This window comes from Litorivita pollutaquae (assembly GCF_003205515.1).
Lineage (GTDB): Bacteria > Pseudomonadota > Alphaproteobacteria > Rhodobacterales > Rhodobacteraceae > Litorivita > Litorivita pollutaquae.
This window is the reverse complement of the sequence record NZ_KZ826486.1, coordinates 18,044-43,719: the sequence shown is the minus strand read 5'-3', so window position 1 is coordinate 43,719 and position 25,676 is coordinate 18,044. Positions and strand designations below refer to the sequence as shown.

Genomic DNA, 25,676 nt, shown 5'->3' with positions numbered 1-25,676 from the left:
CCGCCCTCGCGCCCCTGTATCTTGATGCGACTTCGTGCAAAGGCCACTGGTGCGAACCTGCCCGTAGCGTCGTCGGTGGCGGCTTGCGGCGGCAATCGAGGGATACGAAAACCTGCGGCCCTCACCGGCCTCTAAGACCACTTATAATTAAAGCTCACTGAAATCCTGTCATCTTCGGACATGTTCATCGGGACTTCGTGGCGCAGCCAGCTTTCCCACAAAAGCACATCGCCGACATCGGGTTTGACGTAGACGAAATTTTGCATCTCTTTGCGCGCATCTTTGATGCGGGGCGGGGCGGACATCATCATGGCGTGGCGCGGGTCTTCGAGTTTGAGCGCACTGGCGCCCTCGGGCATGGCGACATAGGTGGTGCCGGAGATCACCGAATGGGGGTGGATATGCGCCGAATGGCTGCCGCCTTCGGGCAGGATGTTGATCCACAGATCCTCAAGTTCGAGTTCGCGCTCGTCGAGGTCAAAGCACAGGTCGCCGGCAAAGGCCGCGACATGTTGGTCCAATGCGGTGACGATCTGTGCAAAGATCGGAAAGCGCCACGGTAGGTCGGTCAGCGAAGCATAGCTGGTATAGCCGGGGAACTCATGTGCCTCACACCATTCTTGGCCTGCTTCGTCATCGCCGGCGATCGACAGACAAGAGGTTTCGAGTTCAGCCGCATCAACGGGGTCGCCGAATTCAGAAAGACGGGCGCGATAGAGGCGGGTGGCGAAGAGTGATTCAATCTGTGACATGGGGCTGTTTTACCGCCAATCGCGGGCGCGAGCGAGAGGGATTTCGCGGCAGGGCGGGTGCGCCCGTTATTATAGCGCGATTTGATCTGTCTGTGCGTGGTTGGTGGTGCTCGGGGAGATCCTGCCGGATGGCCGGCCTGTAGATTTTCATCCTGTGCGGTCCGGATTTATCGGCGCCGCGGGCGCGGGGATGCGGTAAACCCCGCCTGTATTGGCAAAACCTTGAGGTTTCCCTTGCCTCGCTGATGCGACTCCCCTATAGAACGCCAACTCACGGATTCCCGCCTGCGGGATTCGTGTGTTTTTGTATTCGCCCACCAGGCGCAAGGTCACCCTAAACGGGGCCTTCTGGTGCTTAGGAAAAAGGACTTGGCTATGAACGCTCAAGAACTCCGCGACAAGACGCCGGACCAACTCCGCGAGGAATTGGCCAACCTGAAAAAAGAGAGCTTCAATCTCCGTTTTCAGCAAGCCACCGGTCAAATGGAAAACACATCGGGCATGAAAGCGGCACGCCGCAACGCCGCCCGCGTGAAAACCATTCTCAACGAAAAGGCCGCGCAAGCGGCTGCAGAATAAGGGAGCCCGAAAGATGCCCAAACGTATCCTGACTGGCACCGTGACAAGCGCCGCAAACGAGCAAACCGTAACGGTTTCGGTTGAACGTCGTTTCACACACCCTGTTCTGAAAAAGACCATCCGTAAGTCCAAAAAATATCGGGCTCACGATGAGAAGAACACCTACAAAGCAGGTGACAGCGTGCGCATTATCGAATGTGCGCCACGTTCGAAGACTAAGCGTTGGGAGGTTCTGGAAGCGTAAGCTTTCAGGCCTTTCGGCATTACGAAACCCTGGGGATTAAGCCCCTGCCAAGTGCAGGAAGCCCCATAGGTCGGGAGAAACCACATGATCCAGATGCAGACCAATCTGGATGTTGCTGACAACTCCGGCGCTCGCCGAGTTCAGTGCATCAAGGTCCTGGGTGGTTCCAAGCGTAAGTACGCCTCCGTTGGCGACATTATTGTCGTTTCGGTGAAGGAAGCCATTCCACGTGGCCGTGTGAAGAAAGGGGACGTCCGCAAGGCCGTCGTCGTTCGCACAGCTAAAGAAGTCCGCCGTGAAGATGGCACCGCGATCCGTTTTGATCGCAACGCCGCCGTGATCCTCAACAACAGCAACGAGCCAGTCGGCACCCGTATCTTCGGGCCAGTTGTTCGTGAGCTTCGCGCGAAAAACTTCATGAAAATCATCTCGCTTGCTCCGGAGGTGCTGTAATGGCTGCTAAACTCCGCAAAGGTGACAAGGTGATCGTTCTCGCCGGTAAAGACAAAGGTCAAACCGGAACAATCACGACTGTCGATCCACAGGCCGGTAAAGCCGTGGTCGAAGGCGTGAACATGGCGATCCGTCACACCCGTCAAAGCCAGACCAGCCAAGGTGGCCGCTTGCCTAAGGCGATGCCGATCCAGCTGAGCAACCTTGCTTTGGTTGACAAAAACGGCAAAGCAACACGCGTTGGCTTCCGCATGGAAGGCGACAAGAAAGTGCGCTTCGCCAAAACCACGGGGGATGCAATCGATGCTTGATACCGAAACCTACACCCCGCGTCTGAAAACGCTGTACGCGGACACGATCCGCGCTGCGATGAAGGAAGAGTTCGGTTATAAGAACGACATGCAGATCCCGCGTCTGGATAAAATCGTTCTGAACATCGGCTGCGGTGCCGAAGCCGTGCGTGACAGCAAGAAAGCCAAATCTGCTCAAGAAGACCTGAGCACGATTGCAGGCCAGAAAGCCGTGACAACGCTTGCGAAGAAATCCATCGCGACGTTCCGCGTGCGTGAAGAAATGCCGCTGGGTGCGAAAGTGACCCTGCGCGGTGCGCGCATGTATGAATTCCTTGATCGTCTGACCACGATTGCTTTGCCCCGTGTCCGCGATTTTCGCGGCGTGAACGGCAAGAGCTTTGACGGCCGCGGCAACTATGCCATGGGTCTCAAAGAGCACATCGTTTTCCCCGAAATCGATTTCGACAAAGTCGATGAGAACTGGGGTATGGACATCGTTATTGCCACCACGGCGAAAACCGACGCTGAAGCTAAGGCGCTGTTGAAAGCTTTCAACATGCCCTTCAACAGCTGAAGCAGCGGGAAGGAACATAGACATGGCTAAAAAAGCAATGCTCGAACGTCAGAAAAAGCGCGAGAAGCTGGTGGCAAAATATGCAACCAAACGCGCCGTTCTGAAGGAAATCGTGAACGACGAAAGCAAGCCTATGGAAGAGCGTTTTCGCGCGTCTTTGAAGCTTGCCAAGCTGCCGCGCAACAGCTCTGCTGTGCGCTTGCACAACCGTTGCCAGCTGACCGGTCGTCCCCACGCTTATTACCGTAAGCTCAAAGTATCGCGGATCATGCTGCGCGAACTGGCCTCCTTTGGTCAGATCCCCGGCATGGTCAAGTCGAGCTGGTAAGGGAGAGATATTATGAACGATCCTATCGGCGATATGCTCACCCGTATCCGTAACGCTCAATTGCGTGGCAAATCCACTGTCATGACACCGGCCTCCAAGCTGCGTGCATGGGTGTTGGATGTGCTCGCAGACGAGGGCTACATTCGCGGTTATGAGAAAGCGACTGGCAAAGACGGCCACCCGGCCATCGAGATCAGCCTCAAATACTACGAAGGCACCCCTGTTATTCGTGAAGTGAAGCGGGTTTCCAAACCTGGCCGTCGCGTTTACATGGGCGTCAATGACATCCCCGTTGTCCGTCAGGGCCTTGGTGTGTCGATTGTCTCCACGCCCAAGGGCGTCATGTCCGATGCAGCTGCACGCTCCGCCAATGTTGGTGGCGAAGTGCTCTGCACCGTGTTCTAAGGAGGTCTGGAATGTCTCGTATTGGTAAGAAACCGGTCGAGCTGCCCGCAGGTGTAACCGCCTCGGTGTCCGGCCAGACCATCGAAGTCAAAGGTCCGAAAGCGACCCAAAACTTCACCGCCACGGATGACGTGACCATTGCTTTGGAAGATAACGTTGTGCGGATCACTCCGCGCGGCAAATCCAAGCGCGCGCGCCAACAGTGGGGCATGAGCCGCACCGTTGTTGCGAATATGGTCAAAGGCGTTACCGAAGGCTTCAAAAAAGAGCTTGAGATCAACGGTGTTGGTTATCGTGCGCAGATGCAGGGCAACACCCTGAAACTGTCGCTCGGATATAGCCACGACGTCGACTTCGAAGTGCCGGCCGGTGTAACCGTGACCTGCCCGAAGAACACCGAGATCGTGATCGAAGGCGATAGTGCACAACTCGTTGGTCAAGTCGCGGCAAACATCCGTGAATGGCGCAAGCCCGAGCCCTACAAAGGCAAAGGCATCAAATACAAAGACGAGTATATCTTCCGCAAGGAAGGCAAGAAGAAGTAAGGACCCAGGACATGGCAAACAGCAAAAGAACCCTGTTTCTGAAGCGCCGCCTGCGCGTTCGGAACAAACTGCGCAAAGTGAACGCGGGACGTGCGCGTCTTTCGGTTCACCGCAGCAACAAGAACATCAGCGTCCAGCTGATCGACGATGTGAATGGTGTGACCCTCGCCTCGGCTTCTTCTCTCGAGAAGGATCTGGGTATGGTCGGCAAAAACAATGTCGAAGCGGCAACGAAAGTTGGCGCGGCGATTGCCGAGCGGGCCAAAAAGGCCGGCGTCACCGAAGCATATTTCGATCGTGGTGGTTTCCTCTTTCACGGGAAGGTGAAGGCTTTGGCCGACGCTGCTCGTGAAGGCGGCCTGAAGATCTAAGGAGAGACGATATGGCAAGAGAAGGTCAAAACCGGGGCAACCGTCGCGATCGCGACGAAACCCCTGAATTCGCCGATCGTCTGGTCGCGATCAACCGCGTGTCGAAAACCGTGAAGGGTGGTAAGCGTTTCGGCTTTGCCGCGCTCGTGGTTGTCGGCGATCAAAAGGGCCGTGTTGGCTTCGGTAAAGGCAAAGCGAAAGAGGTCCCTGAGGCCATCCGCAAAGCCACCGAGCAAGCCAAGCGTCAGATGATGCGCGTGCAGCTTAAAGAAGGCCGCACATTGCACCACGACATGGAAGGCCGTCATGGCGCAGGTAAAGTTGTGATGCGCACCGCACCACAAGGTACCGGCATCATTGCTGGTGGTCCGATGCGTGCCGTTTTTGAAATGCTCGGTGTTCAGGATGTTGTTGCGAAGTCAATCGGCTCGCAGAACCCCTACAACATGATCCGCGCAACGTTGGATGGTCTTCGTAAAGAAACCAGCCCGCGTTCTGTGGCACAGCGCCGCGGTAAGAAGGTTGCAGACATCTTGAAAAAAGATGATGCGCCGGCTGCCGAAGCTGTTGAAGCGTAAGGAACCGATAAAATGGCAAAAACCATCGTCGTTAAGCAGGTCGGCTCGCCGATCCGCCGTCCCGCCAAACAGCGTGCTACGCTGGTTGGTCTGGGCTTGAACAAAATGAACCGTACCCGTGAATTGGAAGATACACCTTCCGTGCGCGGCATGGTGAACTCGATCTCTCACATGGTCGAGATCATCGAAGAAAAAGGCTAAGCCCTTTTCAACGGTTAGAATTTGGAGCGCTCCGCAGGCAACTGCGGGGCGTTTCTTTCGTCCGGTTGCGGCGGACAGCCTGTGCGCTGACCTAGGAGGTGCGTAAACCTTGCCTCCGTTGATGCGAAGGGCGGCGAAGCTCTCACCGAGTGCGGATGATTCCGGCGATGTTTGGCGTGCTTCGGGCGCTGGATGCTATGGAGGGCGGCCGGTTTCTGCCTGCGGTGACGATCGGGGCAGGGGTGTTTGGGCTGCGGCGTGGAGGAGGCTCTGTGGGCTGGCGCGATTCGGGAGTAACCGTCGCCGCGCGCGATGACACTCAGGCCGCATTATTGCCTGTGTTAGCAGGTGGTAACCGCCGAAGCTTTGTTCTGTGGCACGCGGGGCATCACGGGCCTTGATCCGCGCGGGCAAGGCGTCTATACGCCCCAAGTGGCCTCAACAGGGGCCATAGAATCATTTATACGCCGTGTTTGCCCACTCCGTCGCTGGAGGGTAGTTCCGGCAAAGGAGAAGCGACATGAAACTGCACGAACTTCACGACAATCCCGGTGCAACCAAGCCGCGCAAACGCGTCGCACGTGGTCCCGGTTCCGGCACCGGTAAAATGGGTGGCCGTGGTATCAAAGGTCAAAAATCCCGTTCGGGTGTGGCCATTGGCGGCTACGAGGGTGGCCAAATGCCGCTCTACCAACGTTTGCCCAAGCGTGGCTTCAGCAAACCGAACCGTAAAGCATATGCCGTTGTGAACCTTGGTTTGATCCAGAAGTTCATCGACGACAAAAAATTGGATGCCAAAGCGGCAATCACCGAAGATGCATTGATTGCTTCGGGTCTGGTGCGCCGTAAACTGGACGGCATTCGCGTTCTGGCCAAAGGTGCGTTCACCGCCAAAGCCAATATCGAAGTGACGGGCGCGTCGAAATCGGCTGTGGAAGCGGTTGAAAAAGCCGGCGGTTCGTTGAAAGTGGCGGCGCCTGCTGCGGCAGAATAAAGATTGAGGTTGTGAGCGACGCCTGCGCCGCTTACATACCCTTGAGTTTTCCCAAAACGCCGCCCGAGCTGGAAAACGCTCATGGGCGGCGTTTCTACATGAAAGAGACCCGCGAATGGCATCTGCAGCAGAGCAAATGGCGGCCAACACAAGCTGGGCCGCGCTAGGCAAGGCATCGGACCTGCGTCAGCGTATTTTCTTCACCCTCGGCCTATTGATTGTTTACCGGCTTGGCACCTTTATTCCAGTTCCCGGCATCGATGGTGCGGGCCTGCGTGAATTTATGGAAGGGGCGTCCCAAGGCATTGGCGGCATCCTGTCGATGTTCACCGGCGGTGCGCTTGGCCGGATGGGTATTTTTGCTCTGGGGATCATGCCGTATATCTCGGCCTCGATCATTGTTCAGCTTCTTGCCTCGATGGTGCCTGCACTTGAGCAACTCAAGAAAGAAGGCGCGCAGGGGCAAAAGAAGATCAACCAATACACCCGTTACGGCACGGTCGCTTTGGCAACCTTGCAAAGCTACGGCTTGGCGGCGAGCCTTGAGGCGGGGGATCTGGTTACCGATCCGGGCCTCTTTTTCCGCATCTCCTGCATGGTTACGCTGGTCGGCGGGACGATGTTCCTGATGTGGCTGGGTGAGCAAATCACCAACCGCGGCATCGGCAACGGCATTTCCTTGATCATCTTCGTCGGCATCGTCGCCGAAGTTCCGGCCGCTTTGGCGCAGTTCTTCAGCCAGGGCCGCAGTGGCGCGATCAGCCCCGCAACCATCCTTTTGGTGATTGTGATGGTGATCCTGACGATTGCCTTTGTGGTATTCATGGAGCGCGCTTTGCGCAAGATCCACATCCAATACCCGCGCCGTCAGCAGGGCATGAAGGTCTATGAAGGTGGCTCGTCGCACTTGCCGGTCAAGGTCAACCCCGCCGGTGTGATCCCCGCAATTTTCGCCTCGGCGCTGCTCTTGTTGCCGACCACGATCAGCACGTTTTCCGGGAGCCAAACCGGCCCGGTCATGAGCACGATCCTTGCCTATTTTGGACCAGGCCAGCCGCTTTACCTGCTGTTCTTCGTGGCGATGATTGTGTTCTTTGCATATTTCTACACCTTCAACGTGGCGTTTAAGCCCGATGATGTGGCGGATAATCTGAAAAACCAAAACGGCAACGTACCGGGTATTCGCCCGGGCAAGAAGACGGCTGAATATCTCGAGTATGTGGTGAACCGCATTCTGGTGATCGGTGCGGCCTACCTTGCGGCAGTTTGTCTCCTTCCGGAGATTCTGCGTAGCCAATTCTCGATCCCTTTCTATTTTGGCGGCACCTCGGTTCTGATCGTGGTTTCTGTGACCATGGACACAATCCAACAGGTTCAGAGCCATTTGCTGGCTCACCAGTATGAAGGGCTGATTGAAAAATCGCAGCTGCGCGGCAAAGGCAAGAAGCGCAGCAAAAGAAAAGGGACGCAACGCAGATGAATATAATCCTTCTTGGGCCACCCGGTGCCGGTAAAGGGACGCAGGCACGCCATCTGGTCGAGACCCGCAATATGATCCAGCTTTCGACCGGCGACATGCTGCGCGAAGCCAAAGACAGCGGCACCGAGATGGGCAAAGTTGTTGCGGATGTCATGGCGCGCGGAGATCTGGTGACCGATGATATCGTGATTGGCCTGATCCGTGAAAAGCTCGAAGGCGACAAGGCCGGCGGCTTTATCTTTGATGGCTTCCCGCGCACATTGGCGCAAGCCGATGCATTGGCCGAATTGCTTGAGGCCACCGGCGAGACATTGGACGCGGTTGTCGAATTGCGGGTGCGTGACGACGCTTTGGTGGCCCGTATTGTTGGCCGCTCGACCTGCGCCAACTGCGGTGAGGTTTATCACGACGAAACCAAGCCGATCCCGGCGGATGGCAAATGCACCAATTGCGGCGGCACCGAGTTCAAACGCCGCGCCGACGATAATGAGGAAAGCCTCAAGAATCGTTTGATGGAATACTATAAAAAGACCTCGCCGCTTTTGGGGTATTACTACGCCAAAGGGTTGTTGAAGCGGGTTGATGGTTTGGCTGCAATGGACGTCGTTCAGGCCGCAATCAAGGCGGAGTTGGACGGCTAAGCGTCCGGTCTTCGAATTTGAAACGGCCCCGCCGCAATGTGGGGCCGTTTTTGCATTCTTGGGGCTTTGATGGCCGTCTATGGCTCTGAGGGCTTGACGCCTTCGCGAATTCCCAATACGCACCCCTATCTCGTAAGAGTAAATGATTCTTCCATGGGTCGCCCCCATGTGCGAATCTATCACCTGAACAGCACTGGCCCGATGGTTTATCGCCTCGGGCCTGCGTTGTGAAAAAAGGTTCTGGAGCTACGGAACCGCAACGAAAAGGAAGAGACACTTGGCTCGTATTGCCGGCGTTAACATCCCGACCCACAAACGGGTCCCGATCGCCCTCACTTATATCACTGGTATTGGCCCCGCATCGGCCAAGGCTATCTGCGAATCTGTTGGTATCGACGCGGCCCGCCGCGTGAACGAATTGTCCGACGCCGAAGTTCTGTCGGTGCGCGAACATATCGACGCCAACTACACTGTCGAAGGCGACCTGCGCCGCGAAGTGCAGATGAACATCAAACGTCTGATGGATCTTGGTTGCTATCGTGGCCTTCGTCACCGCCGCAACCTGCCGGTTCGCGGTCAGCGTACCCACACCAATGCTCGCACTCGCAAAGGCCCCGCAAAGGCCATTGCTGGTAAGAAGAAATAAGGGGGGCTGATTAGATGGCACGCGAAAAAACACGCGCTAAGAAAAAAGAGCGCAAGAATATCGCTGCGGGCGTGGCTCACGTCAACAGCTCGTTCAACAACACCAAGATCCTTATCTCGGATGTGCAAGGCAACGCGATCGCATGGTCGTCTGCGGGCACCATGGGCTTTAAAGGGTCGCGTAAATCCACACCCTACGCCGCCCAGATGGCTGCGGAAGATGCGGGTAAAAAAGCACAAGATCACGGCGTGAAAACGCTCGAAGTCGAAGTGCAAGGCCCCGGTTCGGGCCGTGAAAGCGCATTGCGCGCTTTGGCCGCGATTGGTTTCAACATCACGTCGATCCGTGATGTGACCCCGATGGCGCATAACGGTTGCCGCCCGCCGAAACGCCGCCGCGTTTAAGTATTCGTTTATTGGTTGGGGCTGCGCAAATTCGCGCGGCCCCAATCCGTCATTTTTAACCTCGGGCGTCTGCTGCCTTTGGACATGAGGCACAGACTGGAATGGAGGGACGCATGATCCACAAGAATTGGGCTGAACTGATCAAGCCGACACAACTTGACGTGAAGCCGGGCAATGAACCTGCACGTCAGGCAACCGTTGTTGCCGAACCGCTGGAACGCGGTTTTGGTCTGACCCTTGGTAACGCGCTGCGCCGCGTTTTGATGTCGAGCCTGCAAGGCGCGGCGATCACAAGCGTTCAGATTGACAACGTTCTGCACGAGTTTTCCTCGGTTGCAGGCGTTCGCGAAGATGTCACCGACATCGTTTTGAACCTTAAAGGCGTTGCCTTGCGCATGGAAGTCGAAGGACCGAAGCGTCTTTCGATCAATGCAAAGGGTCCGGGTGTTGTCACCGCAGGCGATATTTCGGAAAGCAACGGCATTGAAGTTCTCAACAAAGAGCACGTGATTTGCCACCTTGACGATGGCGCGGATCTGTTTGTCGAACTGACGGTGAACACCGGCAAAGGCTATGTCGCTGCCGAGAAAAACAAGCCCGAAGATGCGCCGATTGGTTTGATCCCGATCGATGCGATTTATTCGCCGGTCAAGAAAGTCTCCTATGACGTGCAGCCGACCCGCGAAGGTCAGGTTCTCGATTATGACAAACTGACCATGAAGATCGAAACCGATGGGTCGATCACGCCCGATGACGCCGTGGCCTTTGCCGCGCGCATCTTGCAAGATCAGCTGTCGATCTTCGTGAACTTCGAAGAGCCTGAATCCGCCACCCGCGCGGACGAGGATGATGGCCTCGAATTCAACCCGCTTCTGCTCAAGAAAGTGGACGAGTTGGAATTGTCGGTGCGTTCGGCAAACTGCCTCAAGAACGACAATATCGTTTATATCGGCGATCTCATTCAGAAGACCGAAGCAGAAATGCTGCGCACGCCGAACTTTGGCCGCAAGTCGCTCAACGAGATCAAGGAAGTGCTTTCGGGCATGGGCTTGCACCTCGGTATGGACGTCGAAGATTGGCCACCAGAGAACATCGAGGATCTGGCGAAGAAATTCGAAGACCAGTTCTAAAGATTTCGGGGGCGGTCCGCCGCCCCCAAATGCCCGCAATGGCGGGGAAAACATGGGCATGTTGCCCCAAGGAGATCGACCCCCACGCAGGGTCGGCCAGACAAAGCAAATAGCCCAAACGGGCAGATACGAAGGAAAAGACACATGCGTCACGCAAAAGGTTACCGCCGCCTGAACCGTACCCACGAGCACCGCAAGGCGCTTTGGGCAAACATGGCCGGCTCGCTCATCGAGCATGAGCAAATCAAAACCACCCTGCCGAAAGCCAAAGAGCTTCGCCGCATCATTGAAAAGCTGGTTACGCTCGGCAAACGCGGCGATCTGCACGCCCGCCGTCAAGCCCGCGCGCAGCTCAAGCAAGACCAATATGTTGCGAAACTTTTTGACATCCTCGGCCCGCGCTACAAAGACCGCCAAGGTGGGTATGTCCGCGTTCTCAAAGCCGGTTTCCGTTATGGTGACATGGCGCCGATGGCGATCATCGAATTTGTTGACCGCGACGTCGCTGCCAAAGGCGCAGGCGACAAAGCCCGCGTTGCCGCCGAAGAAGAAGCGCTCGCAGACGATTAAGCCTCACGCGTAAGCGTTTGAGTGATCTGGCCCCTGCCGTTTCATCGGCGGGGGCTTTTTGCATTCCGGAGCCTGCGGCGCGCGCCTTGCAATCGCTGCGTCGCAATCGCATATCTGAAGCCGACACTTTCGGAGGCTTGAGACATGCGCCAATCATTCATCGCCCTGACCCTTGCGGTTGCTATGATCGCTGCCCCTGCTTGGGCAGAGACGCGCGTGCCGCGCGCGCAGTCGGAAATATCATTGGGCTTTGCGCCCTTGGTCAAAGAGGCCGCGCCGGCCGTGGTCAATATCTACGCCAAACGTGTGGTCGAAGGGCGCGCCAACCCATTCCGCTCTGATCCGTTTTTTGGCAATATGTTCCGCGATTTTGGCAGCACGCGCCCGCGGGTGCAAAACTCGCTTGGCTCCGGTGTGATCTTGTCGGCGGATGGCATCGTGGTGTCGAATTACCATGTGGTTGGCGGCGCAACGGATATTCGTGTGGTGCTCAATGATCGCCGCGAATTTGCGGCCACGGTGCTTTTGGCAGATGAGGACAGCGATCTGGCGATTCTGCAGCTAGCGGGTGGATCGGATATGCCGCACCTCGATTTGCGCGATAGCGAAAGCGTCGAGGTCGGGGAGTTGGTGTTGGCCATCGGCAACCCTTTCGGTGTTGGTCAGACTGTCAGCAGCGGGATCGTTTCCGGGCTGGCGCGCTCGGGCGCGGCCACAGGTCAGGGGCGAGGGTATTTCATTCAAACGGACGCGCCAATCAATCCGGGCAATTCTGGCGGGGCGCTCATTGATGTGAACGGGCAGTTGATCGGGATCAACACGTCGATTTTGACCCGTTCCGGCGGATCGAACGGGATTGGATTTGCCATTCCTTCGGCGCTTGTCGCGCAGTTCGTAGAGCAAGCCCGTGCGGGCAACTCCGAGTTTGAGCGGCCTTGGGCGGGGATATTCGGGCAACCGGTGGATGCAGATATGGCCAGCGGGCTTGGCCTTGACGTGCCGGGCGGCGTGGCGGTCGCCGACGTGCATGCAAAAAGCCCCTTTGCGGCGGTCGGTGTCGAGGTCGGCGATGTGATTACCGAAGTTGATGGCGCGCCGGTGAATACGCCGGCGGAAATGCTTTATCGCATGTCGGTTGCGGGATTGGGCGGCACGGCGGCGATGACGGTGTTTCATGACGGCGCGGCGCGGGTGGTGGATGTGGCATTGACCGAGGCTCCCGACCGCCCGGCGCGCGATCCGCGCCGGATGGGGCGCGGGGCGGTGTTTGAAGGGCTCGAAGTGGTCACGATCAATCCTGCGGTCATCGCCGAATTTGGCCTGCCGATGCGGGCCAGTGGCGTTTTGGTGACACAGGTTGGCCCTGCAGGCGGACGCGCCGGTTTGCGGCGTGGCGATGTCCTGCTCGCGGTGAACGGCGCCGAGATAGCAACCTCGGCGGAGGCCGAAAGGGCGCTGCGCGCTGCGGGCCGTAAGTTGCGGTTGGACGTGCAGCGCGGTGCGCAGCGGATTTCGATGCGGTTGCGGTTCTGATGGCGGATCTGTTTTCCACCGGGAGCAATCCGGATAAGGCCGAGCCGCAGGGCAAGGGCCCGCGCCCCTTGGCCGACCGATTGCGACCGAAAACCTTGGCCGAGGTGATCGGACAATCACAGGTTCTAGGGCCAGAGGCGCCATTGGGGGTGATGCTGGGTTCGGGAAGTTTGAGTTCGCTGATCTTTTGGGGGCCCCCGGGGGTCGGGAAAACCACGATCGCGCGGCTTTTGGCGGATGAAACCGACCTGCATTTCGTGCAAATTTCCGCCATTTTCACCGGCATGCCGGACCTGCGCAAAGTTTTCGAAAGCGCCAAGATGCGCCGTGCGAACGGGCAGGGGACGCTTTTGTTCGTCGATGAAATCCACCGTTTTAATAAGGCACAGCAGGACGGTTTTTTACCGCATATGGAGGACGGCACGATCCTTTTGGTCGGCGCGACCACCGAGAACCCGAGTTTCGAGTTGAATGCGGCTGTGCTCAGCCGGGCGCAGGTTTTGGTATTGGAGCGGTTGTCCGAGGACGAGTTGGCGCAAATGGTGGCGCGGGCAGAGGCGGAAATTGACCGCGATCTGCCGCTTGATCCGGATGCGCGTGCGGCCCTGTTGGAAATGGCGGATGGCGACGGGCGGGCCTTGCTCAATCTGGTCGAACAGGTGGCCGCGTGGAAAGTCGATGCGCCCCTTGGCCGCGACGCTTTGTCTGACCGGCTCATGCGGCGGGCGGCGAAATACGATAAATCCGGCGAGGAGCACTATAATCTTATCTCCGCGCTGCATAAATCGGTGCGCGGATCTGATCCTGACGCGGCGCTTTATTGGTATGCGCGGATGCTTGAGGGTGGCGAAGATCCACGGTTCTTGGCCCGCCGTTTGACCCGCATGGCGGTGGAAGACATCGCCTTGGCCGACCCGCAGGCGCAGGGGATCTGCTTGCAGGCCTGGGAAGCTTATGAGCGGCTCGGCTCGCCCGAAGGGGAGTTGGCCTTGGCGCAGGCGGTGATTTACCTTGCGCTCGCGCCGAAGACCAATGCGGGATACATGGCCTATAACGCGGCGCGGCGGTTGGCCCGAGACAGTGGATCAGAGCCGCCGCCCAAACATATCCGAAACGCGCCGACGAAATTGATGAAAGATCAAGGATACGGCGCGAATTATGCCTATGATCACGATGCCGAAGACGGGTTTTCGGGGCAAAATTACTTTCCTGACGGGATGGAGCGGCCCGAATTATATGCGCCCGTGGAACGCGGGTTTGAACGCGATCTCAAAAAACGCATGGAGTATTTCGCGCGGTTGCGGGCCGAGCGCAGCAAATAGCGTCATGGGGCAATGAACAGGCCCTGCAAAACTTGACATTCTGCGGCGGCACGGCCAGAGGATGGCCTATGTTACCGGTTTTGCTACAGGTCGCCGTGGGCGGCGCGATTGGCGCATCTTTGCGCTATCTGACCAATGTCGGCGCGATGCGCGTGATGGGGGCGGGGTTTCCGTGGGGCACGATGACGGTGAACGTCGTTGGCTCGTTTTTGATGGGGGTTTTGGTGCTTTACCTTGCGCAAAAGGGCGGCACCCGGTTCGCGCCGTTTTTGATGACGGGCCTTTTGGGCGGCTTTACGACGTTTTCGGCGTTCTCTCTGGATGCGTTAACGATTTTTGAACGCGGACAAGCCGGCCTTGCCGCGCTTTACGTTGGGGCCTCTGTGGTCCTGTCTTTGGCTGCGATTGCGGCTGCCTTTTTCCTGATGCGGGGGATTTTCCAATGAGCGGTGTTCAAACACAGGTGGTCGCTCCCGATGATACGGACCAGCGGTTGGACCGGTGGTTGCGACGGATGTATCCGCACGTCAGCCAAGGCCGCATCGAAAAGATGTGCCGCAAGGGTGAATTGCGCGTCAACGGCGGGCGGGTGAAGGCCAGCACGCGATTGGAAGCCGGTCAAACGGTGCGTATTCCGCCGCTGCCCTCCGTGGCAGAGGCCAAATCCGCAAGCGCCGGCAAGATCACCGAAGCCGATGCCAAGATGATCCGCAATTGTGTGATTTACCGCGACGATGATGTGATTGTTTTGAACAAGCCGCCCGGATTGGCGGTGCAGGGCGGGTCGGGTATGACGCGGCACGTCGACGGGTTGGCCGAGGCGCTGCGGTTCGGAATGGAAGACAAGCCGCGGCTTGTCCACCGGATCGACAAAGACACCTCCGGCGTGTTGGTTTTGGCGCGCACACGGCTGGCCGCGAAAGCTTTGACCGCCGCTTTCCGGCACCGCGAGACGCGCAAGCTGTATTGGGCTGCGGTGGCGGGCGTGCCGACGCCGCGCATGGGGACGATCAAATATGGTCTGATCAAAGCGCCGGGCCACGGGGCCAAGGGCGAGGGGGAGAAAATGCATTGCATTCATCCCCGAGAGGTCGACAAAACCGAAGGCGCCAAACGCGCTCATAGCGATTATGCGGTGATGGATGTGGCGGGCAAACGCACCGCATGGGTCGCGCTTGTCCCGATCACGGGCCGCACCCACCAATTGCGGGCCCATATGGCCGAAATTGGCCATCCGATTATCGGAGACGGTAAATATGGTGGTTCGGGGCAGGAAAACCTTGGCGATGGTTGGGGCGCACAATTGGGCGGCGAAGTCAGCCGCAAGCTGCACTTGCATGCGCGGTCGCTGAAGATCGAGCATCCGACAACCAAGAATATTTTGCATATCACCGCGCCGCTTCCCGATCACATGAAGCGCACGTGGGATATCTTGCAATGGGATGAAAAGGCACAGCCCGAGGACCCGTTCGAGGAATTTGAATGAACGGTGATCTGCGGCTGATCATCTTTGATGTCGATGGCACATTGGTGGACAGTCAGGGCGATATCATTGCGGCGATGACCCGCGCGTTTGATCGCGCCGGGGCGCCCGTGCCGCCGCGCAGGGCGATCCTGTCGATTGTGGGTCTGTCCTTGCCGGAGGCTTTTGCGCGCCTCGCGCCGCAGATCGACGCGGCGCTGCGTGTGCAGATGGTCGAGTGGTATAAAGATGCCTATGTCGATTTGCGATCTGAGAGCGGCGCGGCACAGAGCAGCCCGTTTTATCCGCATGTGCGGGAGATTCTGGATGATCTGGCCCGCGTGCCAGAGAACCTGTTGGCGGTCGCGACGGGGAAATCGCGGCGCGGGCTTGATAAACTGCTGGAGGGGCACGGTTTGACCGGGTTTTTCATCAATGAACAGGTGAGCGATTTCCATCCGTCCAAACCGCACCCGTCCATGTTGCGCGCGGCCCTGTCCGAAACCGGCGTCGATGCGGGCAATGCGGTGATGATTGGCGACACTTTGTATGACATGGAAATGGCCGCTGCGGCGGGGATCAAAGGCATTGGCGTAAGCTGGGGATACCATCCGCGCGAATCACTTGGGGCGGCGCAGGCGATCGTGGATGATTTTCGCGCCCTGCCTGAGACAATTCTGACTGTTTTGGAGGCATAAATGAGCGAGTGGAAAGCAAAACGGTTTTGGAAGGATGCGGCGGTTGAAGCCGCGGAAAACGGCTATGAGGTGCGCCTTGATGCGCGGCCGGTAAAGACCCCTGCGAAGACCGCTTTGGTGGTGCCAACCCGCACCATGGCAGAGGCGATTGCCGCCGAATGGCAGGCGGTTGACGAGGTGATCAACCCCGAAGTGATGCCCGTGACACGGGCCGCCAATGCGGCGATTGATAAGGTCGCTGTGCAGCACGCCGAGGTGGCGCAAATGCTGGCTGATTATGGCGATGCTGATTTATTGTGCTATCGTGCTGACCATCCCGAAGAGTTGGTCGCACAGCAAGCCGAGCGGTGGGATCCGGTGTTGGAGTGGGCTGAAACATCACTCGGAGTGCGGCTTGCGCCGCGCATCGGGATCATCCACAAGCCGCAAGATCCGCGAGATCTGTCGCGTCTTGCCACCCGGGTGCAGGGGTTTACCGCCTTTGAACTGGCCGGTTTTCACGATCTGGTCAGCCTGTCCGGATCGTTGATTTTGGGGTTTGCAGCGGCGGAAGGACCATATGAAGTGGATGATCTCTGGGCGCGGTCGCGGGTCGATGAGTTGTGGCAAGAGGCCCAATGGGGCCGCGACGACGAGGCGCATAAATTGTCCGAAATGAAGCGCGCGGCCTTTGTCGATGCCAAGCGGTTTTTTGACATGGCGCGCGATTCTTCGTGACGAAGTTTTGACGTTTGCATCCGGGTGTTAACGCTAAGGAAACATAGCCCGAACAAGATCATTTTTTGTGCTGTCGCCCTTGACGCCTTGTGATGTTTGCGCCCACACTCCTGAGCACTGACGGGGACAATCCCCGTTTCAGATAACGCCCTGGCCCTCGTAGGCCGGAAGAACCGCTCCGGAGGGGGCGGAGAATCAGGAAGAGGTAAACATGAAAAAATCCGTATTTTTTGGCGCATTGACTGTTGCTGGCGTGGCCGCCGGTGCAGCGGCCGCTGGAACCTTGGATGACGTTAAAGCACGCGGTACATTGAACTGCGGCGTCACCACTGGTTTGGTTGGCTTTGCGGCGCCCGATGCGAATGGCGAATGGGAAGGTTTCGACGTTGCCTTTTGCCGTGCGGTTGCGGCCGCTGTTCTTGGCGACCCTAAGGCTGTTGAATTTGTCCCCACCACTGGCAAAACGCGCTTCACGGCGCTGGCGTCGGGTGAGGTTGACTTGCTCGCGCGTAACACCACGTGGACCTTCTCGCGCGATGTCGATTTGAAATTCGATTTCATCGGCGTGAACTACTATGACGGTCAGGGTTTCATGATCCCGAAATCCTTGGGTGTGAGCTCGGCCAAAGAGCTTGATGGGGCAACCGTGTGTATCCAGACGGGTACCACCACCGAGCTGAACCTTGCTGACTTTTTCCGCAAGAACAACATCAGCTATGAGCCGGTTCCGATCGAAACCAATGCTGAAGGTCAGGCGCAATACCTCGCCGGGGCATGCGATGCCTACACCACGGATGCGTCGGGGCTTGCGGCGACACGTGCCAGCTTTGAGAACCCTGCCGATCACGTTGTTTTGCCAGAAATCGTATCGAAAGAGCCGCTCGGCCCGCTCGTGCGGCACGGCGATAACGAATGGGGCGATGTGGTCCGTTGGACACTTAACGCTTTGATCGCAGCAGAAGAAATGGGCGTCACCTCTGCCAATATCGGCGATCTGTCGGCCTCTGCTGGTGACAATCCTGAAGTGAACCGTCTTTTGGGCACCGAAGGCAGCTTGGGCGAAATGCTCGGCCTGTCGGCGGATTGGGCCAAATCCGCCATCATGGCGGGCGGCAACTACGGCGAAGTGTTCGAGAAAAACATCGGTGAAAACACTCCGATCGGCCTGTCGCGTGGGTTGAACGCACAGTGGACCGATGGTGGGCTGCTCTACTCGCCGCCCTTCCGTTAATATCCTGTCGAGGGGCGCGCTTGGTCGCGCCCTTCGATTTTTGCCCGTCGAGAGGCATGAATTTATACGATTGACGAACCACATCGGCCGGCGGACGCACAAGCGATCCGGATAAAAAACAACAGGCCGAGGTACGGGGAATATTTCAGATGACAACATCCACCGACCCTTCCGAGGGGACGTTCAAGCTATCAATGCTGATCTACGATACGCGGTATCGCTCGATCACCATCCAGATTGTCGCTTTGATCGGGTTTTTGAGCTTTTTTGGTTGGCTCGCGGCCAATACGATCAGCAACCTGTCCGATCTGGGCAAAGAGCCGAGTTTTAGATTTTTGGGCGAACAAGCCGGTTATGACGTTAATCAGCGGCTAATTGACTATAGTTCGCAATCAACGCATCTGCGCGCTGCCTTCGTCGGTTTGCTCAATACACTTCTGGTCGCCGTACTTGGTTGCGTTACGGCAACCGTCATCGGGGTTTTCGTCGGCGTGATGCGCCTGTCGAAAAACTGGATGATTGCGAAATTGATGGCCGTTTATGTCGAAACCTTCCGCAATGTTCCGGTGTTGATGTGGATCGTTTTGTTCATGGCGGCGTTGATTGAAAGCCTGCCCGCGCCGAACAAGTTTCGCGGCGCCGATCCCGAAGCCACAATGAAGGTTTTCGATAGCGTGGCGATCACCAATCGCGGTGTTTATATTCCCGAACCGCTGTTCAGCCGCAGTTTGGGCGACATCTCCGTTGGTAGTGCCTTTGATATCAGCCTCGATTTAATCGCGATATTGGCGGTTCTATTTGCCGGGCTTTGGGGCGCGCGTAAGCTGCGCCAGCGGGCCGATGCGATACAGGAATCCACGGGTGTGCGTCCGGTGACATGGTGGGCGCGGCTGGCTGTGGTCTTCGTGCCGATCATCTTGTTGTTGGTCGCGCTCGGGTTCCATCTGGGTTATCCGGCACTCAAAGGGTTCAACTTCCAAGGCGGCACTTATATGCGCAACTCGTTGATTGCGCTTTGGCTTGCCTTGTCACTTTATACTGCGGCTTTCATCGCGGAAATCGTCCGCGCCGGTATTCTTGCGGTGTCTCAAGGCCAATCCGAAGCCGCTGCAGCGCTTGGGCTGCGCGGCAACCGGATCATGAGCCTTGTGATCCTGCCGCAAGCGATGCGGGTAATCATTCCGCCGCTGATTTCGCAATATCTCAACCTGACCAAAAACTCGTCTCTGGCGATTGCGGTGGGGTATATGGATTTGACCGGCACACTGATGGGCATCACGCTCAACCAGACGGGCCGCGAGTTGGAAACCGTGCTTTTGGGCATGTTGATTTATCTGGCAATCTCGCTGAGCATCTCTGCGGTGATGAACTGGTATAACAATCGTATGAAATTGGTGGAGAGATAAGATGAGCAATACACATGCTGATACGGTTCTCTTCGTCAGAGATACCATGTTGCCACAAAAAAACCCGCCTTCGACATCTGTCGGTGCAGTTGGATGGGCCCGCGAAAACCTGTTTGCCGGATGGGGCAACACCATTCTGACCCTGTTGGCCTTTGCGGTGGTCTATTATCTGCTCGCCGGTATCTTGCCGTGGCTTATTTCCCCGACCTTTGGGGCCGAGTCGTTGACCGAATGTCGTGAGATCCTCGCGGCAAAAGGCGTGGGGAGCCATGGCGGCGCGTGCTGGGGGGTGATTTCCGAACGTTGGAAGCAGCTGCTCTTTGGCTTCTATCCGGCGGAAGCCTATTGGCGCCCAATTCTGACCTTTGTTTTGCTCTTCGTCGCTATATCCCCCGTGCTTTTTGCGGATTATGTAACGCCGAAGCTTTTGTGGTTCACGGCGCTCTTTCCGTTTCTTGCGGTGTGGCTGCTTTGGGGCGGATCGCTTTGGACGCCTGTTACAGTGCTGGCGGGATTTGTGGTCGGCGCGGTTTTCCTGAGCATGGGCAGCAAAATCGGAGGTGCGATTGTCGGCGTGATTGCTGCGATTCTGGGCGCGGTTTTATGGTGGGCTGTCGCTGCCGCACCTTTGGCGTCGGGGTTGTCCTCTGTCGTTGAGATCGGATTGTTGCCGGTTGAATCGCGTGATTTTGGTGGCTTCTTGCTCGCCATTACTTTGGGGGTGACAGCGATCTTTGGATCCTTGCCCTTGGGCATTATTCTTGCGTTGGGGCGCCGGTCGGATCTGTTGCTGGTGAAATCTCTCTGCGTCGGTTTCATCGAATTTATCCGCGGTGTGCCTTTGATCACCTTGCTCTTCGTGGCCTCGACGCTGTTGAATATCTTCCTGCCTCCGGGCACGAATTTTGACATCATCTTGCGGGTGATGATCATGATGACGCTGTTTGCTGCGGCCTATATGGCCGAAGTGATCCGCGGGGGTCTCGCTGCTTTGCCCACGGGGCAATACGAGGCAGCGGATGCTTTGGGGCTCGACTACTGGAAGGCACAGCGGTTGATTATCATGCCGCAAGCGCTCAAAATCTCGATCCCGGGCATCGTGTCGACCTTCATCGGCGTGTTCAAAGACACCACGCTTGTGTCGATCATTTCGCTGTTTGATCCGCTTGGCCTCGCCAATGCCATCCGCGCCGACGGCGCATGGACCGGCATCTATTGGGAGCTGTTCATCTTCATCGGAGTTGTGTTCTTTATCTTCTGCTTCTCCATGTCTCGCTATTCCATGTATCTGGAGCGCAAGCTTCAGACTGGCCATCATTAACAGAGGAGATCGCTATGTCTGATCTTGCTACACAGCGCGAAATCGACCGCACAAAGATGCAGGTGTCCGATGAAATCGCTATTGAAATCGTCAATATGAACAAGTGGTACGGCACATTTCACGTGCTGCGTGACATCAATTTGACGGTCAATCGCGGCGAGAGGATCGTGATTGCAGGTCCGTCCGGCTCCGGTAAATCAACGCTTATTCGTTGTATCAACCGCCTGGAAGAGCATCAGCAGGGCAAGATCGTTGTCGACGGGACCGAGTTGACATCGGACCTTAAAAACATTGACAAAATCCGCTCCGAAGTGGGGATGTGCTTCCAGCATTTCAACCTTTTCCCGCATCTGACGATCTTGGAAAACTGTACGCTGGCGCCAATTTGGGTGCGTAAAACGCCCAAGAAAGAAGCGGTTGAAACGGCGATGCACTTTCTCGAAAAGGTGAAAATTCCCGATCAAGCCAACAAATACCCCGGTCAACTTTCGGGTGGGCAGCAGCAGCGTGTGGCGATTGCGCGGTCCTTGTGCATGAAGCCGCGGATCATGCTGTTTGACGAGCCGACGTCGGCGCTTGACCCCGAGATGATCAAAGAGGTGCTCGACACGATGATCGAGCTGGCCGAAGAGGGGATGACCATGCTGTGCGTGACCCACGAGATGGGATTTGCGCGGCAGGTTGCGAACCGCGTGATCTTTATGGATCAGGGGCAGATCGTTGAGCAGAACGAGCCGGAAGAGTTCTTCAACAATCCGCAGAGCGAGCGGACCAAATTGTTCCTTAGCCAGATTCTCGGTCACTGATCGGCGCCGGATTTCAAATCAAAGGCTCGCTGTGCACGGCGGGCTTTAGGGGATTTCTTTAGAGATCGGCGGGTATGCGAAATGCGATCGCAGACCCGCATCCGAACTCAAGATCGCGCCAATCGGTGATGTCGCACTCCGCGATCAGTGTCGCGCAGGTTGGGTAGTTAGCAAAGCGTGGATGATCGGGGCGGTCGGCCACAAGCCGGCCGGCAAAATCTCCGATGCCGGGGTTGTGGGCGATCACAGCAAGGCATTCGGCGCTGCCGCCCTTTTCTTGTAGAATGTGCAGGATCCGGTCGCTGCTGGCGTGATAGAGTGCTGGCAGCGCAATATGTTCGCAGCCCAGCTTAAGCCGTTCAAAGGTCTCTTGAGTGCGCGCCGCATCGGATACCAGGGCCAAATCGGGGCGGTGTTCTTGTTTCCGCAGCCATGCTCCCATGGCCGTCGCTGCGGCTCGGCCGCGCCCGTTCAATATTCGTGCGTGATCGTCGCTCAACGGGTCATCCCAACTGGATTTCGCGTGACGTATGATCAAAAGGCGTTTCATTTTCGGAAGGGCAAAAACAGCGACCAACCAATCCGGTTCGGGCGGTCGTCTTGCCATTGTAACCCAATCGTCATTTCGTCGTGCCCCTTGGCAGGTTGAGCGATGTAAGTGCCGAACATCCGGTCCCAGATAGATAGGGAAAATCCGTAATTGCTGTCATGTTCGCTGCGCTTGTCGGAATGGTGGACACGGTGCATGTCGGGCGTCACCAGCACGCGGCGCATCACGGCATCAAGCGGTAGGGGCAGGCGGATATTGGCGTGGTTGAACATTGCAGTGCCGTTCAGGATGACCTCGAACAAGATGATCGCAAGGGCAGAAGGCCCGATCAGATAAACCAAGCCGATTTTGAGGGCCATAGACAGGGCTATTTCGATGGGGTGGAACCGGATGGCGGTGCTGACATCAAGATCGCGGTCGGCGTGATGGACCCGGTGAAACCGCCACAGGACCGGTATTTTATGGGTGATGAGGTGCTGTGCCCATATTGCGAAATCAAAAAACAACACGGCAAATACCACTTTCGCCCAAGCCGGGGCGGCGATCTGGTTGAGCAAGCCATAGCCGTTGTTTTGCGCATCTATCGCGGCCCCAACCGCCACAAACGGAACGGCAATAGCCACCAGTTTGAGGGTCACCGTGTCAGCGATTGAGATGGCCCAGTTGGTGATCCAACGGCGGGCCTGCGGGGCGCGTCGCTTGCGCCGCGGCAATAGGGCCTCGAGCGTGCCAAAAAGCGCAAAAAGTCCCAAAAAAACCGCAAGGCGTATGGTGGTTTCAAATTCCATTGCCTTACCCTAACCTGCATTTGGACCGGTGCAAGTCACACATGCGCGATGTGCAATGTATCACATCCGGATCATCGAGCCGGCCCCGTGCTCGGTATAAAGTTCCAGCAGGGTGGCGTTTGGCGCACGCCCGTCCAGAATGACTACGGCGCGGACGCCGCCTTCGATCGCCGCCAATGCGGTTTCGGTTTTTGGGATCATCCCGCCCGCAATAGTGCCGTCGGCGGTCATCTCGCGGATTTGCTTGGCGCTGAGCTCGGTTAAGACTTCGCCATCCCGGTTCTTCACGCCGGCCACATCGGTGAGCAACAGCAGCCGGTCGGCCTTTAATGCGGCGGCAATGGCGCCCGCTGCGGTATCGCCATTGATGTTGAAGGTCTCGCCGTTTTTCCCGAACCCCAACGGCGCAATCACCGGGATGATTTCGTCGCGGAACAAGGAATGGATGATCGTCGGCTCGATTTTTACCGGATGGCCGACCAGACCAAGTGCCGGATTCGCGGCTTCGCATTCGATCAGGCTGGCATCCTTGCCAGACAGCCCCACGGCGCGGCCCCCCTGTTCATTGATGGCTTGCACGATGCGTTTGTTGACGCGGCCGGAAAGGACCATTTCCACCACTTCCATCGTGGCTTTGTCGGTGACGCGTTTGCCATTCACGAATTCGGATTTCACGCCCAGCTTGTCGAGCATTTCGTTGATCATCGGGCCACCGCCATGGACGATCACGGGATTGACGCCGACTTGCCGCATCAAGACGACATCGCGCGCGAAGGTCTCCATCGCCTCGTCGTCGCCCATCGCATGTCCGCCGAATTTGATCACGACAATCGCGTCATCATAGCGCTGCAAATAGGGCAGGGCCTGGCTGAGCGTGCGGGCAGTGGCGATCCAGTCGCGGTTCATCTCTTGCTTCTTCATGATGGTCCCTCTTCTCATCCGTTATCCGAAATGGGCGGCAGCAGCGCAAGCGGATTGCTGGCCCTGCGCGCGTTGCAGTGTGGGCGGCGCGGCGGAAAAGCAACGGTTGTCAAATAGTGTTGCGGGGCAGGGAACCGGCATAATGCCGCCGTGCAGCATCGGTTTTGAGCCAGTATTGGCCGATGCGTGCAGGCCGCCGGTTTTGTGGGGTTAAACTGTGAAACCAAATACCTATCTACTGCGTTAAGAGATCGAGGGCCGCATATAGCGGTTGATCTCGAATGAGGGCTAAGCGCCCGTGAGAAAAGGAGAAACACATGTTTCGCAAGATTGTTCTGACCACCGCTGCCTCTGCAGTTTCTATCGTCGCACTGGCGGCACCTTCCTTTGCTGGCAATATTGATGAGGCTCCGGTTGAGCCGGTATTGGCCCCTGTTGTGCCCGTTGTTGTTTCGACCGACTGGACCGGTGGATATGCCGGTGTACAACTTGGTTATGGCGAAGCGGAAAGCGCCGGCCTTGACGGTGACGGCGCGATTGGCGGCGTGTTTGTCGGGTATAACCATGATTTCGGCAACTACGTTCTGGGTGGTGAATTCGACGCCAGCGCTTCGGATATTTCCGTGGGCGGCACCGACGTCGACAGCATCTACCGTTTGAAACTGCGCGCCGGTTATGACGCAGGTCCGGCATTGATCTATGCGGTTGCAGGTGGTGCCAGTGTGGAAACTTCCGCAGGCGATGACAGCGGCTATGTCGCCGGTCTGGGCGTGGATTACAAAGTGACCGACCGGGTGACTTTGGGTGGTGAATATCTTTACCACAACTTCGACAGCTTCGCAGGCACGGCCTCGGAAGGGGAATTCAATACCTTCTCGGCGCGTGTGTCTTATAACTTCTAAATCACGCGACATATATGATCGAAAAGGGCCGCATGACGCGGCCCTTTTTGCGATTCATCGCTGTGTTTAGGTCAATGTGGCAATCGTCGCGCGCAGGGTCTCGATCCCATCGCCTTTTTCCGAAGAGGTCAGGATCAATTCGGGATAGGCGGCGGGGTGTTTGGCCAACTTGCCGCGCACTTGGTCCAATATCGAAGCGCGGTCCTTTTCCTTGACCTTATCGGCTTTGGTTAAAACGCATTGGAAGGTCACGGCAGAGCTGTCGAGCAGGCTCATGATCTCTTCGTCGACGGGCTTTACCCCGTGACGCGCGTCGATCAACACAAACGCACGGCGTAGGTTCGGACGCCCCGACAGATATTGTTTGAGCAGACGTTGCCATTTCTCCACCACCGGGATTGGCGCATTGGCATAGCCATATCCAGGCAGATCGACGAGGTAGCGTTCGGTGCTATTCTCCGGCAGGCCCAGTTCGAAAAAGTTGATCTCTTGTGTGCGCCCCGGTGTGTTCGATGCCCGAGCCAAGGATTTGCGGCCGGTCAGGGCATTGATCAGGCTGGATTTGCCGACATTAGAGCGTCCGGCGAAGCATACTTCGAGCCGGTCGGCAGGCGGCATGCCGTCCATCGCCACCACGCCTTTGAGGAAATCACAGGGGCCCGCGAACAACAGGCGGCCGCGTTCACGGGTGATGTCATCGGGGGTTTCGGCCAAAGGAAAGGGCAATTGGGTCATGTCTGTCTCCGCGCCCTTGGCTGCGGGTGCTGCTCCGCTGCAAAGGGATGAGGGCCCGCCGTGTGTATGCGTCCCTCTGGGTTAAACGGCACAGCG

At 57.3% G+C, this 25,676-nt stretch carries 34 protein-coding genes; 29 read left to right on the top strand and 5 right to left on the bottom strand.

Annotation, left to right across the window (positions count from 1 at the left end):
* Window positions 1-131: 131 nt before the first annotated feature.
* Complete coding sequence (locus DI396_RS11330; RefSeq protein WP_110796340.1) at window positions 132-752, bottom strand: TIGR02466 family protein; 621 nt, start codon at window positions 750-752, stop codon at window positions 132-134.
* 375 nt (window positions 753-1,127) lie between these two features.
* On the opposite strand from DI396_RS11330, the gene rpmC reads away from it, so the two are divergent.
* From rpmC to DI396_RS11190, 28 genes are all read left to right on the top strand, one after another.
* Window positions 1,128-1,331 (top strand): 50S ribosomal protein L29, encoded by a 204-nt coding sequence (gene rpmC, locus DI396_RS11325; RefSeq protein ID WP_110796339.1) that lies wholly within the window; start codon window positions 1,128-1,130, stop codon window positions 1,329-1,331.
* A 13-nt stretch (window positions 1,332-1,344) separates the two neighbouring features.
* A complete protein-coding gene (gene rpsQ, locus DI396_RS11320) occupies window positions 1,345-1,575 on the top strand; it encodes a 30S ribosomal protein S17 (protein ID WP_110796338.1) in 231 nt (76 codons plus the stop codon).
* An 84-nt stretch (window positions 1,576-1,659) separates the two neighbouring features.
* On the top strand, window positions 1,660-2,028 hold the full coding sequence (gene rplN, locus DI396_RS11315; protein WP_005849814.1) for a 50S ribosomal protein L14: 369 nt from the start codon (window positions 1,660-1,662) through the stop codon (window positions 2,026-2,028).
* Entirely contained in the window at window positions 2,028-2,339 is a 312-nt protein-coding gene (gene rplX, locus DI396_RS11310; protein ID WP_110796337.1) for a 50S ribosomal protein L24, read from the top strand. Before rplN ends, rplX begins: the two co-directional genes overlap by 1 nt.
* Window positions 2,332-2,895, top strand: a complete 564-nt coding sequence (gene rplE / locus DI396_RS11305; RefSeq protein ID WP_110796336.1) for a 50S ribosomal protein L5 — start codon at window positions 2,332-2,334, stop codon at window positions 2,893-2,895. The genes rplX and rplE overlap by 8 nt, the downstream gene beginning before the upstream one ends.
* Window positions 2,896-2,917: 22 nt before the next feature.
* The gene (gene rpsN, locus DI396_RS11300) at window positions 2,918-3,223 is read left to right on the top strand and encodes a 30S ribosomal protein S14 (protein ID WP_110796335.1); all 306 of its coding nucleotides are present in this window, start codon (window positions 2,918-2,920) and stop codon (window positions 3,221-3,223) included.
* A 12-nt stretch (window positions 3,224-3,235) separates the two neighbouring features.
* A complete protein-coding gene (rpsH, locus tag DI396_RS11295) occupies window positions 3,236-3,628 on the top strand; it encodes a 30S ribosomal protein S8 (protein ID WP_110796334.1) in 393 nt (130 codons plus the stop codon).
* Between the two features lie 11 nt (window positions 3,629-3,639).
* Entirely contained in the window at window positions 3,640-4,173 is a 534-nt protein-coding gene (gene rplF / locus DI396_RS11290; RefSeq protein ID WP_110796333.1) for a 50S ribosomal protein L6, read from the top strand.
* Window positions 4,174-4,184: 11 nt separating this feature from the next.
* The gene (gene rplR, locus DI396_RS11285; protein ID WP_110796332.1) at window positions 4,185-4,544 is read left to right on the top strand and encodes a 50S ribosomal protein L18; all 360 of its coding nucleotides are present in this window, start codon (window positions 4,185-4,187) and stop codon (window positions 4,542-4,544) included.
* Window positions 4,545-4,555: 11 nt separating this feature from the next.
* Entirely contained in the window at window positions 4,556-5,122 is a 567-nt protein-coding gene (gene rpsE / locus DI396_RS11280) for a 30S ribosomal protein S5 (RefSeq protein WP_110796331.1), read from the top strand.
* A 12-nt stretch (window positions 5,123-5,134) separates the two neighbouring features.
* Entirely contained in the window at window positions 5,135-5,323 is a 189-nt protein-coding gene (rpmD, locus tag DI396_RS11275; protein WP_110796330.1) for a 50S ribosomal protein L30, read from the top strand.
* Between the two features lie 520 nt (window positions 5,324-5,843).
* Window positions 5,844-6,317, top strand: coding sequence for a 50S ribosomal protein L15 (gene rplO / locus DI396_RS11270; protein ID WP_110796329.1), 474 nt, complete (start codon window positions 5,844-5,846; stop codon window positions 6,315-6,317).
* A gap of 115 nt (window positions 6,318-6,432) precedes the next feature.
* Complete coding sequence (gene secY / locus DI396_RS11265) at window positions 6,433-7,797, top strand: preprotein translocase subunit SecY (protein WP_110796328.1); 1,365 nt, start codon at window positions 6,433-6,435, stop codon at window positions 7,795-7,797.
* On the top strand, window positions 7,794-8,438 hold the full coding sequence (locus DI396_RS11260; RefSeq protein WP_110796327.1) for an adenylate kinase: 645 nt from the start codon (window positions 7,794-7,796) through the stop codon (window positions 8,436-8,438). Before secY ends, DI396_RS11260 begins: the two co-directional genes overlap by 4 nt.
* Window positions 8,439-8,715: 277 nt before the next feature.
* Complete coding sequence (gene rpsM / locus DI396_RS11255) at window positions 8,716-9,084, top strand: 30S ribosomal protein S13 (RefSeq protein WP_110796326.1); 369 nt, start codon at window positions 8,716-8,718, stop codon at window positions 9,082-9,084.
* Between the two features lie 14 nt (window positions 9,085-9,098).
* The gene (rpsK, locus tag DI396_RS11250; protein ID WP_110796325.1) at window positions 9,099-9,488 is read left to right on the top strand and encodes a 30S ribosomal protein S11; all 390 of its coding nucleotides are present in this window, start codon (window positions 9,099-9,101) and stop codon (window positions 9,486-9,488) included.
* 113 nt (window positions 9,489-9,601) lie between these two features.
* Window positions 9,602-10,618: a DNA-directed RNA polymerase subunit alpha gene (locus DI396_RS11245; RefSeq protein WP_110796459.1), complete on the top strand. Its 1,017-nt coding sequence runs from the start codon at window positions 9,602-9,604 to the stop codon at window positions 10,616-10,618.
* 144 nt (window positions 10,619-10,762) lie between these two features.
* Entirely contained in the window at window positions 10,763-11,188 is a 426-nt protein-coding gene (gene rplQ / locus DI396_RS11240; RefSeq protein WP_110796324.1) for a 50S ribosomal protein L17, read from the top strand.
* 144 nt (window positions 11,189-11,332) lie between these two features.
* Entirely contained in the window at window positions 11,333-12,721 is a 1,389-nt protein-coding gene (locus DI396_RS11235) for a trypsin-like peptidase domain-containing protein (protein ID WP_110796323.1), read from the top strand.
* Entirely contained in the window at window positions 12,721-14,043 is a 1,323-nt protein-coding gene (locus DI396_RS11230) for a replication-associated recombination protein A (protein WP_110796322.1), read from the top strand. The genes DI396_RS11235 and DI396_RS11230 overlap by 1 nt, the downstream gene beginning before the upstream one ends.
* A gap of 68 nt (window positions 14,044-14,111) precedes the next feature.
* Window positions 14,112-14,489 carry a fluoride efflux transporter CrcB gene (gene crcB / locus DI396_RS11225; protein ID WP_110796321.1) on the top strand — a complete coding sequence of 126 codons (378 nt, stop codon included), beginning with the start codon at window positions 14,112-14,114 and terminating at the stop codon, window positions 14,487-14,489.
* Window positions 14,486-15,529, top strand: a complete 1,044-nt coding sequence (locus DI396_RS11220; RefSeq protein ID WP_110796320.1) for an RluA family pseudouridine synthase — start codon at window positions 14,486-14,488, stop codon at window positions 15,527-15,529. Before crcB ends, DI396_RS11220 begins: the two co-directional genes overlap by 4 nt.
* On the top strand, window positions 15,526-16,203 hold the full coding sequence (locus tag DI396_RS11215) for an HAD-IA family hydrolase (protein ID WP_110796319.1): 678 nt from the start codon (window positions 15,526-15,528) through the stop codon (window positions 16,201-16,203). Before DI396_RS11220 ends, DI396_RS11215 begins: the two co-directional genes overlap by 4 nt.
* On the top strand, window positions 16,204-16,920 hold the full coding sequence (locus DI396_RS11210; protein WP_110796318.1) for an ATP12 family chaperone protein: 717 nt from the start codon (window positions 16,204-16,206) through the stop codon (window positions 16,918-16,920). It begins immediately after the preceding gene.
* A 211-nt stretch (window positions 16,921-17,131) separates the two neighbouring features.
* Window positions 17,132-18,151 carry an amino acid ABC transporter substrate-binding protein gene (locus DI396_RS11205; RefSeq protein WP_110796317.1) on the top strand — a complete coding sequence of 340 codons (1,020 nt, stop codon included), beginning with the start codon at window positions 17,132-17,134 and terminating at the stop codon, window positions 18,149-18,151.
* A 149-nt stretch (window positions 18,152-18,300) separates the two neighbouring features.
* Window positions 18,301-19,557, top strand: a complete 1,257-nt coding sequence (locus DI396_RS11200) for an amino acid ABC transporter permease (RefSeq protein WP_110796316.1) — start codon at window positions 18,301-18,303, stop codon at window positions 19,555-19,557.
* 1 nt (window position 19,558) lies between these two features.
* Window positions 19,559-20,878 (top strand): amino acid ABC transporter permease, encoded by a 1,320-nt coding sequence (locus tag DI396_RS11195; RefSeq protein WP_110796315.1) that lies wholly within the window; start codon window positions 19,559-19,561, stop codon window positions 20,876-20,878.
* A 14-nt stretch (window positions 20,879-20,892) separates the two neighbouring features.
* Window positions 20,893-21,684: an amino acid ABC transporter ATP-binding protein gene (locus DI396_RS11190; RefSeq protein WP_110796314.1), complete on the top strand. Its 792-nt coding sequence runs from the start codon at window positions 20,893-20,895 to the stop codon at window positions 21,682-21,684.
* A gap of 58 nt (window positions 21,685-21,742) precedes the next feature.
* On the opposite strand, the gene DI396_RS11185 is transcribed toward DI396_RS11190, so the two are convergent.
* The 3 genes from DI396_RS11185 to argB are packed head-to-tail and all read right to left on the bottom strand — an operon-like array spanning window position 21,743 to window position 23,943.
* Entirely contained in the window at window positions 21,743-22,222 is a 480-nt protein-coding gene (locus tag DI396_RS11185; RefSeq protein ID WP_235851846.1) for a SixA phosphatase family protein, read from the bottom strand.
* 8 nt (window positions 22,223-22,230) lie between these two features.
* Window positions 22,231-23,022 carry a sterol desaturase family protein gene (locus DI396_RS11180; RefSeq protein ID WP_110796312.1) on the bottom strand — a complete coding sequence of 264 codons (792 nt, stop codon included), beginning with the start codon at window positions 23,020-23,022 and terminating at the stop codon, window positions 22,231-22,233.
* Between the two features lie 60 nt (window positions 23,023-23,082).
* Complete coding sequence (argB, locus tag DI396_RS11175) at window positions 23,083-23,943, bottom strand: acetylglutamate kinase (protein WP_110796311.1); 861 nt, start codon at window positions 23,941-23,943, stop codon at window positions 23,083-23,085.
* 317 nt (window positions 23,944-24,260) lie between these two features.
* On the opposite strand from argB, the gene DI396_RS11170 reads away from it, so the two are divergent.
* The gene (locus tag DI396_RS11170) at window positions 24,261-24,845 is read left to right on the top strand and encodes an outer membrane protein (protein WP_110796310.1); all 585 of its coding nucleotides are present in this window, start codon (window positions 24,261-24,263) and stop codon (window positions 24,843-24,845) included.
* 66 nt (window positions 24,846-24,911) lie between these two features.
* On the opposite strand, the gene yihA is transcribed toward DI396_RS11170, so the two are convergent.
* Window positions 24,912-25,580 carry a ribosome biogenesis GTP-binding protein YihA/YsxC gene (yihA, locus tag DI396_RS11165; protein ID WP_110796309.1) on the bottom strand — a complete coding sequence of 223 codons (669 nt, stop codon included), beginning with the start codon at window positions 25,578-25,580 and terminating at the stop codon, window positions 24,912-24,914.
* Window positions 25,581-25,676: the final 96 nt, after the last annotated feature.

Bases quoted from the DNA above. Each gene is read 5' to 3' on its own strand.
- rplE (WP_110796336.1), top strand. From the start codon at position 2,332: ATGCTTGATACCGAAACCTACACCCCGCGTCTGAAAACGCTGTACGCG.
- rpsH (WP_110796334.1), top strand. From the start codon at position 3,236: ATGAACGATCCTATCGGCGATATGCTCACCCGTATCCGTAACGCTCAA.
- rplX (WP_110796337.1), top strand. From the start codon at position 2,028: ATGGCTGCTAAACTCCGCAAAGGTGACAAGGTGATCGTTCTCGCCGGT.
- rplN (WP_005849814.1), top strand. From the start codon at position 1,660: ATGATCCAGATGCAGACCAATCTGGATGTTGCTGACAACTCCGGCGCT.
- DI396_RS11200 (WP_110796316.1), top strand. From the start codon at position 18,301: ATGACAACATCCACCGACCCTTCCGAGGGGACGTTCAAGCTATCAATG.
- DI396_RS11195 (WP_110796315.1), top strand. From the start codon at position 19,559: ATGAGCAATACACATGCTGATACGGTTCTCTTCGTCAGAGATACCATG.
- DI396_RS11230 (WP_110796322.1), top strand. From the start codon at position 12,721: ATGGCGGATCTGTTTTCCACCGGGAGCAATCCGGATAAGGCCGAGCCG.
- rpsK (WP_110796325.1), top strand. From the start codon at position 9,099: ATGGCACGCGAAAAAACACGCGCTAAGAAAAAAGAGCGCAAGAATATC.
- rplR (WP_110796332.1), top strand. From the start codon at position 4,185: ATGGCAAACAGCAAAAGAACCCTGTTTCTGAAGCGCCGCCTGCGCGTT.
- DI396_RS11215 (WP_110796319.1), top strand. From the start codon at position 15,526: ATGAACGGTGATCTGCGGCTGATCATCTTTGATGTCGATGGCACATTG.
- yihA (WP_110796309.1), bottom strand. From the start codon at position 25,580: ATGACCCAATTGCCCTTTCCTTTGGCCGAAACCCCCGATGACATCACC.
- DI396_RS11220 (WP_110796320.1), top strand. From the start codon at position 14,486: ATGAGCGGTGTTCAAACACAGGTGGTCGCTCCCGATGATACGGACCAG.
- secY (WP_110796328.1), top strand. From the start codon at position 6,433: ATGGCATCTGCAGCAGAGCAAATGGCGGCCAACACAAGCTGGGCCGCG.
- rpsE (WP_110796331.1), top strand. From the start codon at position 4,556: ATGGCAAGAGAAGGTCAAAACCGGGGCAACCGTCGCGATCGCGACGAA.
- rpmC (WP_110796339.1), top strand. From the start codon at position 1,128: ATGAACGCTCAAGAACTCCGCGACAAGACGCCGGACCAACTCCGCGAG.
- argB (WP_110796311.1), bottom strand. From the start codon at position 23,943: ATGAAGAAGCAAGAGATGAACCGCGACTGGATCGCCACTGCCCGCACG.
- DI396_RS11190 (WP_110796314.1), top strand. From the start codon at position 20,893: ATGTCTGATCTTGCTACACAGCGCGAAATCGACCGCACAAAGATGCAG.
- DI396_RS11210 (WP_110796318.1), top strand. From the start codon at position 16,204: ATGAGCGAGTGGAAAGCAAAACGGTTTTGGAAGGATGCGGCGGTTGAA.
- DI396_RS11170 (WP_110796310.1), top strand. From the start codon at position 24,261: ATGTTTCGCAAGATTGTTCTGACCACCGCTGCCTCTGCAGTTTCTATC.
- rplQ (WP_110796324.1), top strand. From the start codon at position 10,763: ATGCGTCACGCAAAAGGTTACCGCCGCCTGAACCGTACCCACGAGCAC.
- rpmD (WP_110796330.1), top strand. From the start codon at position 5,135: ATGGCAAAAACCATCGTCGTTAAGCAGGTCGGCTCGCCGATCCGCCGT.
- DI396_RS11205 (WP_110796317.1), top strand. From the start codon at position 17,132: ATGAAAAAATCCGTATTTTTTGGCGCATTGACTGTTGCTGGCGTGGCC.
- rpsN (WP_110796335.1), top strand. From the start codon at position 2,918: ATGGCTAAAAAAGCAATGCTCGAACGTCAGAAAAAGCGCGAGAAGCTG.
- DI396_RS11330 (WP_110796340.1), bottom strand. From the start codon at position 752: ATGTCACAGATTGAATCACTCTTCGCCACCCGCCTCTATCGCGCCCGT.
- rplO (WP_110796329.1), top strand. From the start codon at position 5,844: ATGAAACTGCACGAACTTCACGACAATCCCGGTGCAACCAAGCCGCGC.
- rpsQ (WP_110796338.1), top strand. From the start codon at position 1,345: ATGCCCAAACGTATCCTGACTGGCACCGTGACAAGCGCCGCAAACGAG.
- DI396_RS11235 (WP_110796323.1), top strand. From the start codon at position 11,333: ATGCGCCAATCATTCATCGCCCTGACCCTTGCGGTTGCTATGATCGCT.
- DI396_RS11260 (WP_110796327.1), top strand. From the start codon at position 7,794: ATGAATATAATCCTTCTTGGGCCACCCGGTGCCGGTAAAGGGACGCAG.
- DI396_RS11180 (WP_110796312.1), bottom strand. From the start codon at position 23,022: ATGGAATTTGAAACCACCATACGCCTTGCGGTTTTTTTGGGACTTTTT.
- DI396_RS11245 (WP_110796459.1), top strand. From the start codon at position 9,602: ATGATCCACAAGAATTGGGCTGAACTGATCAAGCCGACACAACTTGAC.
- rplF (WP_110796333.1), top strand. From the start codon at position 3,640: ATGTCTCGTATTGGTAAGAAACCGGTCGAGCTGCCCGCAGGTGTAACC.
- crcB (WP_110796321.1), top strand. From the start codon at position 14,112: ATGTTACCGGTTTTGCTACAGGTCGCCGTGGGCGGCGCGATTGGCGCA.